This window comes from Ollibium composti (genome assembly GCF_004801285.1).
In the GTDB taxonomy this organism is placed as follows: Bacteria; Pseudomonadota; Alphaproteobacteria; order Rhizobiales; family Rhizobiaceae; genus Mesorhizobium; species Mesorhizobium composti.
Genome location: NZ_SSNY01000007.1, coordinates 145,580 through 157,844, shown reverse-complemented (window position 1 = coordinate 157,844; position 12,265 = coordinate 145,580). Strand labels below are relative to the sequence as shown.

12 protein-coding genes are annotated in these 12,265 nt (G+C 63.9%); 9 read left to right on the top strand and 3 right to left on the bottom strand.

Annotated features, from left to right (window positions below; translation table 11 throughout):
* The first annotated feature begins 138 nt into the window (after nucleotides 1–138).
* Genes E6C48_RS13460 through E6C48_RS13445 form a run of 4 tightly spaced genes read left to right on the top strand, consistent with a single transcriptional unit; the run spans nucleotide 139 to nucleotide 5,560 of the window.
* Nucleotides 139–780: a TetR/AcrR family transcriptional regulator gene (locus tag E6C48_RS13460; RefSeq protein ID WP_136358004.1), complete on the top strand. Its 642-nt coding sequence runs from the start codon at nucleotides 139–141 to the stop codon at nucleotides 778–780.
* Entirely contained in the window at nucleotides 749–1,912 is a 1,164-nt protein-coding gene (locus E6C48_RS13455) for an isovaleryl-CoA dehydrogenase (RefSeq protein WP_136358002.1), read from the top strand. The genes E6C48_RS13460 and E6C48_RS13455 overlap by 32 nt, the downstream gene beginning before the upstream one ends.
* Nucleotides 1,913–1,971: 59 nt before the next feature.
* A complete protein-coding gene (locus tag E6C48_RS13450) occupies nucleotides 1,972–3,579 on the top strand; it encodes a carboxyl transferase domain-containing protein (RefSeq protein WP_136358000.1) in 1,608 nt (535 codons plus the stop codon).
* 10 nt (nucleotides 3,580–3,589) lie between these two features.
* Nucleotides 3,590–5,560 carry an acetyl/propionyl/methylcrotonyl-CoA carboxylase subunit alpha gene (locus E6C48_RS13445; RefSeq protein WP_136357998.1) on the top strand — a complete coding sequence of 657 codons (1,971 nt, stop codon included), beginning with the start codon at nucleotides 3,590–3,592 and terminating at the stop codon, nucleotides 5,558–5,560.
* 191 nt (nucleotides 5,561–5,751) lie between these two features.
* Here E6C48_RS13445 and E6C48_RS13440 read toward each other — a convergent pair whose 3' ends face one another.
* Complete coding sequence (locus E6C48_RS13440; protein ID WP_136357996.1) at nucleotides 5,752–6,873, bottom strand: branched-chain amino acid ABC transporter substrate-binding protein; 1,122 nt, start codon at nucleotides 6,871–6,873, stop codon at nucleotides 5,752–5,754.
* Nucleotides 6,874–7,149: 276 nt separating this feature from the next.
* Nucleotides 7,150–7,416, bottom strand: a complete 267-nt coding sequence (locus E6C48_RS13435; RefSeq protein ID WP_136357994.1) for an SEL1-like repeat protein — start codon at nucleotides 7,414–7,416, stop codon at nucleotides 7,150–7,152.
* Between the two features lie 438 nt (nucleotides 7,417–7,854).
* On the opposite strand from E6C48_RS13435, the gene E6C48_RS13430 reads away from it, so the two are divergent.
* The 4 genes from E6C48_RS13430 (at nucleotide 7,855) to E6C48_RS13420 (ending at nucleotide 10,364) form a co-directional block, all read left to right on the top strand.
* Entirely contained in the window at nucleotides 7,855–8,196 is a 342-nt protein-coding gene (locus E6C48_RS13430; RefSeq protein WP_136357992.1) for a DUF2147 domain-containing protein, read from the top strand.
* A 209-nt stretch (nucleotides 8,197–8,405) separates the two neighbouring features.
* Entirely contained in the window at nucleotides 8,406–8,576 is a 171-nt protein-coding gene (locus tag E6C48_RS22570; protein ID WP_168734528.1) for a hypothetical protein, read from the top strand.
* 24 nt (nucleotides 8,577–8,600) lie between these two features.
* Nucleotides 8,601–8,786, top strand: coding sequence for a hypothetical protein (locus E6C48_RS13425; RefSeq protein WP_136357990.1), 186 nt, complete (start codon nucleotides 8,601–8,603; stop codon nucleotides 8,784–8,786).
* A 75-nt stretch (nucleotides 8,787–8,861) separates the two neighbouring features.
* On the top strand, nucleotides 8,862–10,364 hold the full coding sequence (locus E6C48_RS13420) for an AMP nucleosidase (RefSeq protein WP_136357988.1): 1,503 nt from the start codon (nucleotides 8,862–8,864) through the stop codon (nucleotides 10,362–10,364).
* 9 nt (nucleotides 10,365–10,373) lie between these two features.
* Here the strand turns inward: E6C48_RS13420 and E6C48_RS13415 are convergent, their stop codons facing one another.
* On the bottom strand, nucleotides 10,374–10,967 hold the full coding sequence (locus tag E6C48_RS13415) for a DUF922 domain-containing Zn-dependent protease (protein ID WP_136357987.1): 594 nt from the start codon (nucleotides 10,965–10,967) through the stop codon (nucleotides 10,374–10,376).
* A 257-nt stretch (nucleotides 10,968–11,224) separates the two neighbouring features.
* Between E6C48_RS13415 and E6C48_RS13410 the strand changes: the two genes are divergently transcribed.
* The gene (locus tag E6C48_RS13410; protein ID WP_136357985.1) at nucleotides 11,225–12,262 is read left to right on the top strand and encodes an endonuclease/exonuclease/phosphatase family protein; all 1,038 of its coding nucleotides are present in this window, start codon (nucleotides 11,225–11,227) and stop codon (nucleotides 12,260–12,262) included.
* Nucleotides 12,263–12,265: the final 3 nt, after the last annotated feature.

Sequence of the window (12,265 nt, the reverse complement as noted above, 5' to 3'; positions counted from 1 at the left end):
CTCCGCCACGCCTCAGCCATCGACGCTGACTGCATGTGCCGGCGCCGACCAAGGGCAGCCACCACCCATCAAGGAAGCGCTTCACCACCCCTTGAAAGAATTGAACGTTCGTTTTATTAATGACAATGGAGGATAGATATGGCGCGCACGACAGGATCCGACGGCGAAAGAACCGAGGCAGCGATCCGCGACGCGGCGACCGCGTTGATCGCGCGTCACGGCTACGAGGCGATGTCGATGCGCCAGCTGGCCGGCGAGGTCGGCGTGCAAGCGGCCGCGCTCTACCGCTATTTCCCGACCAAGGAAGACCTGCTGTTCTCGCTGATGCTGGAGCACATGGAGGCGTTGCTTACCGCCTGGCAGGAGGCGCGGCCGGCGAGCACTCGGCCTCAGGTGCTGCTTTCGGCCTTCGTGGAAAACCACATCGCCTTCCATATCGCACGGCGGCACTCCACGCATGTCTCCAACATGGAATTGCGCAGCCTGTCGCCGGAGCGGCTGACGCGTATCCTCAAGCTGCGCACGACCTATGAAAAGGAACTGCGCACCATCTTGCGCGACGGCGCGGCGACAGACGCCTTCGCAGCCGACGATATCGAATTGACCGCCATGGCTTTGATCCAGATGATGACAGGCGTCATCGTCTGGTTTCGGCCGGATGAACGGCTTTCCGTCGCGGGCGTGACCGAAACCTATCTCAGGATGACCATGCGCCTCGTCGGCGCGAATGAAGGCCGGGAGGAAAACCATGTACACCAACACGCTGAATTTCGGGCTTGATGCGGACATCGAGGCGCTGCGCGACACGGTGCGCCGCTTCGCGGAGGACCGCATCGCGCCGCTGGCGGCCGAGACCGACCGCTCCAACGAGTTCCCCATGCACCTTTGGCAGGAAATGGGCGCGCTCGGCCTGCTCGGCATCACCGCCGACCCGGATTTCGGCGGCTCCGGCATGGGCTATCTGGCGCAGACCGTGGCAATCGAGGAGATTTCCCGTGCGTGTGCTTCGGTCGGCCTCTCCTACGGCGCGCATTCCAATCTCTGCGTCAACCAGATCAACCGCTGGGCGACGGCGGCGCAGAAGGAAAAGTACCTGCCCTCGCTGTGCTCGGGTGAGACGGTCGGCTCGCTCGCCATGTCGGAGAGCGGCTCTGGTTCGGACGTCGTGTCGATGAAGCTGCGCGCCGAGAAACGCAACGACCGCTATATCCTGAACGGCACCAAGATGTGGATCACCAACGGGCCGGACGCCGGCACGCTGGTGGTCTATGCCAAGACCGAACCGACGATGGGCTCGCGCGGCATCACCGCCTTCATCATCGAGCGGACTATGAAGGGCTTTTCGGTGGCGCAGAAGCTGGACAAGCTCGGCATGCGCGGCTCCAACACCGGGGAGTTGGTGTTCGAGAACGTCGAGGTGCCGTTCGAGAACGTGCTGGGTGTCGAGAACCGGGGCGTCGAGGTGCTGATGTCGGGCCTCGACTACGAGCGCTGCGTGCTGGCCGGCGGGCCGCTCGGCATCATGGCCGCATGCCTCGACACCGTGATGCCCTATGTGCAGACGCGGCGCCAGTTCGGCCAGGCGATCGGCGACTTCCAGTTGGTGCAGGGCAAGCTCGCCGACATGTATGCGACGATGAACGCCGCGCGCGCCTACGTCTATGCGGTAGCAGCATCGTGCGACCGCGGCGAGACGACGCGCAAGGATTCCGCCGGCTGCATCCTGTTCGCCGCCGAGAAAGCGACACTGATGGCGCTCGACGCCATCCAGCTGCTGGGCGGCAACGGCTACGTCAACGACAACCCGACCGGCCGCCTTCTGCGCGACGCCAAACTCTACGAGATCGGCGCCGGGACCAGTGAAATCCGCCGCTGGCTGATCGGCCGCGAGATGATGGCGGAAGCGTCGTAGACGCTTCAAACCCGCCGTCACTCGGCGCAAACTTCCCGCGCAGTCGCGAAAGGCAAGCCATGGCCGTCCTCTCCTCCTCCGTTTCCCCCTCCTCCGAGACCTTTCGCGCCAATGCCGAGAAGATGCGGGTGCTGGTCGCCGATATTTCCGGCAAGGCCGAAACCGTCCAGCGCGGCGGCTCAGAAGAAGCCCGCAAGCGCCATGTCTCGCGCGGAAAGCTGTTGCCGCGCGAACGCCTCGCCCAGCTGCTCGACACCGGCTCGCCGTTCCTGGAGGTCGGCCAGTTCGCCGCCTGGGACATGTATGACGACGCAATATCTGCCGCCGGCATGATCGCCGGCATAGGCCGTGTCGAGGGCCGGGAGGTGATGGTGGTGGTCAACGACGCCACGGTGAAGGGCGGCACCTACTACCCGATAACAGTGAAAAAGCATCTGCGCGCGCAGGAGATCGCCGCGCAGAACAACCTGCCCTGCATCTACCTGGTCGATTCCGGCGGCGCCAACCTGCCCAACCAGGACGAAGTTTTTCCCGACCGCGAGCATTTCGGCCGCATCTTCTTCAATCAGGCCAACATGAGCGCCGCAGGCATTCCGCAGATCGCCTGCGTCATGGGCTCCTGCACGGCCGGCGGCGCCTATGTGCCGGCGATGGCCGACGAATCCATCATGGTGCGCAAGCAAGCCACCATCTTCCTCGGCGGCCCGCCGCTGGTGAAGGCGGCGACCGGCGAGGACGTCTCGGCCGAGGAGCTTGGCGGCGCCGACCTACACACGCGCGAGAGCGGCGTGGCCGATCATCTGGCGATGGACGATGCGCATGCGCTGGCGATCGTACGACGCATCGTCAGAAACCTGAATCGGAACAAGGCCGTAAGCCTCTCCTTACAGAAACCGATTCAACCGCTTTACGATCCGCGCGAGCTCTACGGCATCGTGCCGACGGACCTGCGCCAGCCCTACGACGCGCGCGAGGTGATCGCCCGCATCGTCGACGGCTCGGAATTCGACGAGTTCAAGGCCAATTACGGCACCACGCTGGTGACCGGCTTCGCGCATCTTTACGGGATGCCGGTGGGCATTCTCGCCAACAACGGCGTGCTGTTTTCCGAAAGCGCCGTCAAAGGCGCGCATTTCATCGAACTGTGCTGCCAGCGTAAGATACCGCTCGTCTTCCTGCAAAACATCACCGGCTTCATGGTCGGCCGCAAATACGAGGCCGGCGGCATCGCCAAGGACGGCGCCAAGCTGGTGACGGCGGTGGCGACCGCGCAGGTGCCGAAGCTGACGATGATCATCGGCGGCTCGTTCGGTGCCGGCAATTACGGCATGTGCGGGCGCGCCTACTCGCCCCGGTTTCTGTGGATGTGGCCGAACGCGCGAATCTCGGTGATGGGCGGCGAGCAGGCCGCGATGGTGCTGGCGCAGGTCAGGCGCGAAGGCATCGAACGCAAGGGCGGCAGTTGGAGTGCCGAAGAGGAAGCTGCCTTCAAGCAGCCGACGCTGGAGAAATACGAGCGCGAGGGCCATCCACTCTATTCTTCGGCGCGGCTTTGGGACGACGGCATCATCGACCCGGCGAAATCGCGCGAGGTGCTGGCGCTGTCGCTTTCCGCCGCGCTCAACGCGCCGGTGCCGGAAACGAAGTTCGGCGTGTTCAGGATGTGAGTTGACAGCCATGTTCGAGAAAATCCTGGTCGCCAATCGCGGCGAGATTGCCTGCCGTATCATCCGCACCGCGCGGCGCATGGGCATCGCAACCGTCGCCGTCTATTCCGACGCGGACGCGCACGCGCTGCATGTGGAGATGGCCGACGAGGCGGTGCGCATCGGCGCAGCACCTGTCGGCGAGAGCTACCTCGTGGCCGAAAACATTATCGAGGCGGCGCGCATACGCGGCGCCGAGGCGATCCATCCCGGCTACGGCTTCCTGTCGGAAAACCCGGACTTCGTCGACAAGGTCGTGGCGGCGGGCCTGACCTTCATCGGCCCGTCGGCGGCCTCGATCCGCGCGATGGGATTGAAGGACGCCGCCAAGCGGCTGATGGAAAAGGCTGGCGTGCCGGTTGTGCCCGGCTACCACGGCGAGGCGCAGGAGATCGTCGTGCTCGCCTCCAAGGCGCGCGAGATCGGCTATCCGGTGCTGATCAAGGCGCGCGCCGGCGGCGGCGGCAAGGGCATGCGCCGCGTCGACAATCCCGACGATTTCGCCGAGGCGCTATCCGGCGCCCGGCGTGAAGCCAAGGCCGCCTTCGGCGACGACCGCGTGCTGGTGGAGAAATATGTCGAGAAGCCGCGCCATATCGAAGTGCAGGTGTTCGGCGACGATTTCGGCAATGTCGTGCATCTCTACGAGCGCGACTGCTCGGCGCAGCGCCGCCACCAGAAGGTGATCGAGGAAGCGCCCGCGCCAGGCATGACCGCCGAAATGCGGGCGGCGATGACCGAGGCGGCGGTCACTGCGGCGCAGGCCATCGCCTATTCCGGTGCCGGCACCATCGAATTCATTGTCGATGCGTCGGAGGGGCTCAGGCCGGACCGGTTCTGGTTCATGGAAATGAACACGCGCCTTCAGGTCGAGCATCCGGTGACGGAAATGGTCACCGGGCTGGATCTGGTGGAATGGCAGTTGCGGGTGGCCGCGGGCCAGCGCCTGCCGCTGAAGCAGGACGAGATCACGCTGAACGGCCACGCCTTCGAGGCGCGGCTCTATGCCGAAGACGCCGCCAAGGGCTTTTTGCCGGCCACCGGCACGCTGTACCATCTGCGGTTTCCCATTGCCGCGCCGGCAGGTGCGGAAATCCGCGTCGAAACGGGCGTACGCGAAGGCGATGCCATCTCGCCCTATTACGATCCGATGATCGCCAAGCTGGTGGCGCACGGACCGGATCGGGCCACGGCGCTGGCGGCGCTCAGTTCAATGCTGGCGCAAACGGAGGTTGCCGGCTCGACCGTCAACACGGCATTCCTTGCAGCACTGGCCGCCGACGCCGACTTCGCCACCGGCGATGTCGATACCGGCCTGATCGGCCGTAAGCAGGAGGCGCTGACCACCGTGCCGCCGCCCGGCGCAGAAATAGTGGCGGCGGCCGCACTTGCAGCCTCGGGAGCCGAGGATCTGCCGGCCTCGAACGATCCATGGTCGGCAGTGACCGGCTATGCGCATTTCCATGCCGTGCCGAAGACGGTCAAGCTGAAATTCGGCGAGGAAGATATCGCGGCGGGAATTTCGGTAAAAGACGGTCGATATGGGGTCGATCTTTCCCCGGCGATGAACACCGGCGCTCCGACCCGGCACCATACAGGCGCAGGCGCGGGCCATCTCCCTCTCGCCCGTTGGCCGGGGCATGTCACCGTCTTCGACGGAGCCGTGAGCTATACCTTTGCCGTGCCCGATCCGCTGGCGAGCGCCGACGAGGCCGGCGCCGGTACGGGTTCGCTGCGCGCGCCGATGCCGGGGCTGGTCAAGGTCGTGCGGGCCGCTGCCGGAGAGCGTGTGGCAAAGGGCCAGCCGCTGCTCATCCTGGAAGCCATGAAGATGGAGCACACCATCGCCGCTCCGCATGACGGCACGATCGCCGAGATCGCTACCGAAGGCGCGCAGGTCAGCGACGGCACCGTTCTGGTGCGCTTCGCAGAGGAAGGCTGAGAGTGCGTCCCTCGAGGCTCGCTGTCGCTCGCACCTCAGAATGAGGGAGGTAAGCTGCCAACTCCACCTATTGAAGTCAGCATCAAACGGTCCTCATCCTGAGGTGCGAGCGACAGCGAGCCTCGAAGAACGCACCCCAAAGCAAATGGCCGGGACGAACCCGGCCATTTCCGTTTTCCTGCGGCTATCGATCAGGGCTGGATCGGCGCGTACTTGCCGTCGTGCCACTGGTTGATGTCGTAGCTGGCATTCTTCATGTCGCCCTTCTCGTCGAAGACCACGTCGCCGACCACGGTGTGAATGGCCTCGCCATTCTTCAGAGCTTCGGCGACCTTGGCCGGATCCTCGCTGCCGGCGCGCTCGATGCCTTGAGCGAACGCCTGGATGACGGCATAGGAAAACAGCGTGAAGCCTTCCGGCACGAAACCGCCGGCCTTGATCTTCTCGACCGCTTCCTTGGCTTCCGGCTTGGCCTGCGGATCAGACGGGAAGACGAACATGGTGCCCTCGCCGGCCGGGCCGGCGACCTGCCAGAATTCTGGCGAAGCGATGGAATCGGGCATGATGAGCTGGAACTTGAAGCCCTGCTCTGCCGCCTGACGCAGGATCAGGCCGGCCTCCGGATGGTAGCCGCCGAAATAGACGACGTCGGCTTTCATTTCCTTCAGCTTCGTTACCAGCGCCGAATAGTCCTTCTCGCCGGCATTGATGCTTTCGCGCAGGATTTCCTTGAGGCCGTTCTCGTTCATCGTTTTTGCGACGGCATCGGCGACGCCCTGGCCGTAGGCGCTCTTATCATCCAGCACAACCACGTTCTTGCCGGCATATTTCTTGGCGATCCACGGACCGATGAAGGCGCCCTGCTGGTCGTCACGCGTGTAGAGGCGCATGATCGTCTTCCAGCCCTTGGCGGCTGCGTCGTCGGTCATGACCGGGTTGGACGAGGCCGGGCTCATCATCAGCGCGCCGCCCTCTGCATAGACGGCCGAAGCCGGAATGCTTGAGCCGGAGCAGGCATGACCGTCGATGAACATGACGCCGTTCGCGAGGATGCGGTTGGCGATCGATACCGCCTGCTTGGGATCGCACTGGTCGTCCTCGATCTCAAGTTTGATCTGCTTGCCCATGACGCCGCCCTTGGCGTTGATGGCATCGGCCGCGGCCTGCGCGCCCTGCTTGAACTGGTCGCCGATGGTGGCGAGCTGACCGGTCATCGGGCCGGCAACGGCAAAGGTGATGTCGTCGGCATAGGCCGCCGAGCTGGACAGCGCCGCAGCCAGCAGCGCCGCGCCCAGATATTTCTTTCCAATCATAGTCCAAACCTCCCCAAAGCGCGCGAAGCCCCCTTGGCCCGCGTCGGCGTTGTGGCCGCAAGATTCCATCGCCGGAAGCGGATGTCCAGATGGTTTGGCGGTTCGGGGTCAGAACCTGCGCCAACATGGTGAAAATGAAAGGAGAAAGCCGCGCCGGCCTTATGATGGCCGGTCGCGGCTTTCTCCCGACGAACACTCCCGGCGCCCCCGCAACCCGGTGTCATCCGCCTTCCCTGTCACGGTGCCGGCGCCGCCATGCAAGCGGCGCCGAAGAAATCAATGCATGGTCATCCATTCGCGCGCTTCGCGCAGCGCCCGGGCGATCTCGGTCTTGGTCATCGTCGCCGACAGTTCGGAGCGCAGTTCGGCGGCGTGCGCCGAGCCCTTGATCGCGGCGATGTTGAACCACTTGTGGGCGGCGACGACATCGGTCTCGCAGTCGCGGCCGGTCGCATACATCATGCCCAGTTCGAACAGAATGTCGGCCTGCGCGGTCGTGCCCATGGCGCCGAAGCCGGCTTCAGACATTTCGAAACGTGCCATTTCCAGTCCCCTTTTCCGATCCCTGTCTGCTCCCGAGAGCCGTCTTCATTGTCCCCTGGAGACGTGCCCTTGCGATGCTTCCGAGAATGGCGGCGAGCCTTGAATTGCGCGTTAAATGGCGTGCTTAATTTGGAGAAAACAAAGCTAAAACAAGAGGTAAACGTGACAAATCGTTAAGGATGGCAAGCCGTGCCTTTGCTGGATTTCGTCTCGATTTCGATGAAAATGCGAACAACGGGAGGCAAGACTTCGCTAACCACGCAAAAGCATCGCCCCGATCGCCGCGTCCAGAAAAGCTCGTACCCGACGTCCACGACAACCCCGAAAAATGTTGCGAACTTCCGCAGCGGCACCGGCTTTCGCTCGGCCGGCTCCCGGAATAGCTTACGTTTGCGTAAGGGGTAGACAGGCCGGTGGCCGCAGCAAGGGAGGTCCTCGATGTTTCGCAAGGCAGGCATGGCTCTCGCAGCCATATTGATCATGACGGGTTCGGCGCTGGCCGACCCGATCGAAGGCAACTGGAAGACGCAATCGGGCGAAACGGCGTCGATCGCGGGCGGCGGCTCGTTCTCGATCACGCTCAAGACCGGCAAATACGCAGGCAAGACGATCGGCTCGCTCAGGGCTGCCGGCGACAACAAATATGCCGGCTCCATCACCGACCCGGCCACCGACAAGACCTACAGCGGCAAGGCGACGATCTCCGGGGCGACGATGAAGATGAGCGGCTGCGTGCTTGGTGGCCTCATCTGCAAGAGCCAGACGTGGCATAAACTCTGAAGCGAGCAGGTAAGTTTCCCGATAATCGGGCGGGGCGAGAGCCTCGCCCGTTTGCTTTTGGCTGCCCGCATGACCGGCAGCGGCAGTCTGCGTAGCGGCCGCATCCGCTTTCGCCATGTTTAATCAATTTGAACGGCACATGAACGGCCACCTCAGAGGCGGTTCAGGCCGATCCCGGCATTGTTGTGTCCATATCAAGGAGACAACAGATGCTCGCCCGCCGCTTTACCATCGTCTGCCTGCTGATGACGCTGTTCGGCATGTTCTTCGCCATCCTGGTCGCCGAGGCCGGACGACCGCAGCGCAACTGGGGCGAAGCCAGCGCGCGCAGCTGCGGCGTGGACTGCCTCGGCCAGTTGCCGTCCCGCAATGGCCGGTGAGTACGAAGCGGAAGGATGGCAATCATGAACAAGTCGATCACAAGCATTTCCCGCCTGCTGACGCGGACCGCCGTCATCCTTTTGTGCCTGGCGGCGCCCGTGCTGGCGGTGCCCGTCGTCAAGTCCGGCCCCAACCATACCATCGAAGCGCCGACGATGAAGAAAAGCGGCGCCGGCCTCGTCCTTCTGGTCAGCCTGCAGCGCGGTTGAGCAGGCTGGGCATATCCAGAAGGAACGCTGCGTCACGCCCCTCCCCAGCGCCCCGCCGGCCCTATATAATGGGCCATGGAAAAGCGAATCTATCCTCAAGCCATCGAATCGATCGTCACGCCGGAGCCCTACGGCCGGCATAGCTTCGACGACGCCAAAGAGGCGGTCGCGGCACTCCAGATGCTCTACGATCGCAATACGCGTTTCCTGCGCGACTCTTTCGCGAAACTGGCCGCTGACGGCGACATAACGAAGCGCTATCGGGCCTTCTATCCGGAAGTCGGGGTAACAACGACATCCTTCACGCTGGTGGATTCACGCCAGGCTTACGGCCACATGCCGACGCCGGGGCACTTCTCCACCACCATCACGCGGCCCGACCTGTTCGAGAGCTATCTGATCGAGCAGCTCAGGCTGATCATGCGCAACCACGGCGTCCCGGTGACGGTGTCGGAATCCGAAACGCCGATCCCGCTGCATTTCGCCTTCCTCGAAGGCACGCATGTCGACGGCACCGCGGCCGAGCGCATCAAACGGCCGATCCGCGACCTGTTCGACGTGCCGGACCTCGACGGCACCGACGACCAGATCGCCAACGGCACCTTCGAGGTGGGGCTGGGCGAATCGCGGCCGCTGGCGCCATTCACCGCGCAGCGTATCGACTATTCGCTGCATCGGCTGACCCACTACACGGCGACCAGCCCACAGCACTTCCAGAACTTCGTCCTGTTCACCAACTACCAGTTCTACATCGACGAGTTCTGCGCCCGCGCCCGCGCGCAGATGGCCAATGGCGGCGAAGGCTATGCCGAATTCGTCGAGCCCGGCAATCTGGTGACGCGCGCCGGGGAAAGCCAGCCTTCGGCGGGCATCGCCCCGCTGCGCCTGCCGCAGATGCCGGCCTATCACCTGAAGAAGGCCAACCATGGCGGCATCACCATGGTCAATATCGGCGTCGGCCCCTCCAACGCCAAGACGATCACCGACCATATCGCCGTGCTCAGGCCGCATGCCTGGGTGATGCTCGGCCACTGCGCCGGTCTGCGCAACACGCAGGCACTCGGCGACTACGTGCTGGCGCATGCCTATGTGCGCGAGGATCACGTTCTTGACGACGACCTGCCGATCTGGGTGCCGATCCCGCCGCTGGCGGAGATCCAGGTCGCCTTGCAGGAGGCGGTGCAGGAAGTCACCGGGCTTTCCGGCTACGATCTGAAACGCATCATGCGCACCGGTACGGTCGCCACCATCGACAACCGCAACTGGGAACTGCGCGACCAGCGCGGACCTGTGCAGCGGCTGTCGCAGTCGCGGGCGATCGCGCTGGACATGGAATCGGCCACCATCGCGGCCAACGGCTTCCGCTTCCGCGTCCCCTACGGCACGCTGCTGTGCGTCTCCGACAAGCCGCTGCATGGCGAGTTGAAGCTGCCGGGCATGGCGACCGAGTTCTACAAGCGACAGGTGGCGCAGCACCTCACCATCGGTATCAGGGCGATGGAGAAGCTGGCGGAAATGCCGATGGAACGGCTGCATTCGCGCAAGCTCAGAAGCTTTTCGGAAACGGCCTTTCAGTAACGGCGGACCTCAACCGCCATTGACCAGCCCCAGGATGAGGCGGTGCATGTTGCCGCCGTCGCGGAATTCCTCGCGGTCGAAGTCGCGGCCCTGCTGGCGCTGCGTGTCGGACGCGGCCTTGAGCCGCTTGGTCAGTTCCTGCCTGATGACCTTGCAGTTCGGATCGTTCTCGACGGTGAAGCCGACGGAAAAGCCTTCGATCGTTCTGACCATCGCCTTGATGGTGTCGCCGTGCACCTTTTCATGGGCCAGAACGCCGGCAGCGAACGTATCCCAGTGCCGGTGAACGGCATCCGGCAAGCGGCCAGCTGGCTTCGGCACCGTGTAGGTGATGGTGAGCCACGGCTTGGCCGCGGCCAGAACGCAGGCGCTGCCGCGCTTTTCGTATTTGCGCGACCATTTGAGGTCGAAAGTCGTGTGGGCGATGGCACGGCTGCCGCCAGCCGTCGGGCCGCTCTCTCCGATGGAGACATAGAGTTCCTCGCCGGTTTTTCCGGTTATCGGATAGGTGGCAACTTTCTCGGCGATCTGTCCGTCGGCCGATACCGGCGAGGAGACCATCGACAGAAATACAAGGAAGGACAGGAGACGGGCAAGCGGCATGATCGGTCTTCCGTTGACGCTTCTCATTGCCTCATTGAGCCTTCGAGCGCCAGAGTAGCGGCATTGCGACGAACGCACTCCGCCGCTCCCGTCCATTGTCCTTTGCCGGATTCATACGATACCGGACTGTTCCGTCCGGCTGCAAAATGCCGATTTTCCCTTGCCGCATTTATGCGACGCCCGGCGGTTCCGTCCGGCTGCAAAATGCTCTATCGCCTACCATCAATGAGCCGTATTTTTCAGGTCGATCCGGCATTATGAAAACCGCGTCGAAGCCGCATCTCATTGTTCTGGCCGCCTACGCCGCCATGCTGGCGTTGGCGCTGATGGTTCTGGCCGGCTATTTTGGAACCTATTCTTCCTTCCTCGACGCGTTCAGCCATTTCCGCGTGCATTTCGCCGCGGCGGCGGCGCTTCTGGCTCTGGTGCTTCTGGCGACGCGATTCCGGCTGACGGCAGGCTCTGTGCTGATCTTCGCCATCGCCTGCCTCGCCACCCTTCCCGCCAGCGTGTTCGGGCTGGCGGCTCCCGTACAGGCCGGCTCGATAGCCGCGGCGAATGGCCAGCCGATCTACCGGCTGTTGCAGATGAACCTGCGCTTCAACAATCCAGCCCCTGAAAAGGTGCTGTCGCTGATCGGCTCCGTGCAGCCCGATATCATCACCTTCGAGGAAACCTCGCAGATGTGGGAAGACAAGCTGTCGCTGGTCGCCCATGCCTATCCCTATGGCATCCGTTGCGGCGGCGAGTACGGGACGACGATCCTGTCTCGGCGGCCCTTCGTGGAGGGAAGCGAACCGGGCTGCTACGAGTCCGGCACATTGGCCACGGCGAGGGTGGATTTGGGCGGCACCACGGTCGACGTCGCCGCGGTGCATCTCGGCTGGCCGTGGCCCATCCGCCAGATGCGGCAGATCGACAGGATCTCCGCGCCGCTGGCTGCTTTCGGCGACGATGCCATCATGGCTGGCGACTGCAATGCCGCCGCCTGGAGCGCGGCGGTGCACCGGCTGGCCGGCAAGGGCGGGTTCACGATCATGCCGTCCGTCGGCGCCACCTGGCTGTGGCGGCGGCTGCCGGATGCTCTGCGCTATTTCGGCCTGCCGATCGACCAGGTCTTCTCCAAGGGCGGCGTCACCATCCATTCGGCGAAGAAGCTGGCGCCGGCCGGCTCCGACCATCTGCCTATCCTGGTTGAATTCAGCGTGCGCCCGAAAAAGCCGCAGGACGAGAACCAGACCGCCACGGTTTCGGCCGAACCGGAGCGCATCGCCCGACTTGGCGGTAACGGCTGAAAC

What these genes read in the sequence shown, in the direction of transcription:
- E6C48_RS13460 (WP_136358004.1), top strand. Translation starts at nt 139, where the DNA reads ATGGCGCGCACGACAGGATCCGACGGCGAAAGAACCGAGGCAGCGATC.
- E6C48_RS13455 (WP_136358002.1), top strand. Translation starts at nt 749, where the DNA reads ATGTACACCAACACGCTGAATTTCGGGCTTGATGCGGACATCGAGGCG.
- E6C48_RS13450 (WP_136358000.1), top strand. Translation starts at nt 1,972, where the DNA reads ATGGCCGTCCTCTCCTCCTCCGTTTCCCCCTCCTCCGAGACCTTTCGC.
- E6C48_RS13445 (WP_136357998.1), top strand. Translation starts at nt 3,590, where the DNA reads ATGTTCGAGAAAATCCTGGTCGCCAATCGCGGCGAGATTGCCTGCCGT.
- E6C48_RS13440 (WP_136357996.1), bottom strand. Translation starts at nt 6,873, where the DNA reads ATGATTGGAAAGAAATATCTGGGCGCGGCGCTGCTGGCTGCGGCGCTG.
- E6C48_RS13435 (WP_136357994.1), bottom strand. Translation starts at nt 7,416, where the DNA reads ATGGCACGTTTCGAAATGTCTGAAGCCGGCTTCGGCGCCATGGGCACG.
- E6C48_RS13430 (WP_136357992.1), top strand. Translation starts at nt 7,855, where the DNA reads ATGTTTCGCAAGGCAGGCATGGCTCTCGCAGCCATATTGATCATGACG.
- E6C48_RS22570 (WP_168734528.1), top strand. Translation starts at nt 8,406, where the DNA reads ATGCTCGCCCGCCGCTTTACCATCGTCTGCCTGCTGATGACGCTGTTC.
- E6C48_RS13425 (WP_136357990.1), top strand. Translation starts at nt 8,601, where the DNA reads ATGAACAAGTCGATCACAAGCATTTCCCGCCTGCTGACGCGGACCGCC.
- E6C48_RS13420 (WP_136357988.1), top strand. Translation starts at nt 8,862, where the DNA reads ATGGAAAAGCGAATCTATCCTCAAGCCATCGAATCGATCGTCACGCCG.
- E6C48_RS13415 (WP_136357987.1), bottom strand. Translation starts at nt 10,967, where the DNA reads ATGCCGCTTGCCCGTCTCCTGTCCTTCCTTGTATTTCTGTCGATGGTC.
- E6C48_RS13410 (WP_136357985.1), top strand. Translation starts at nt 11,225, where the DNA reads ATGAAAACCGCGTCGAAGCCGCATCTCATTGTTCTGGCCGCCTACGCC.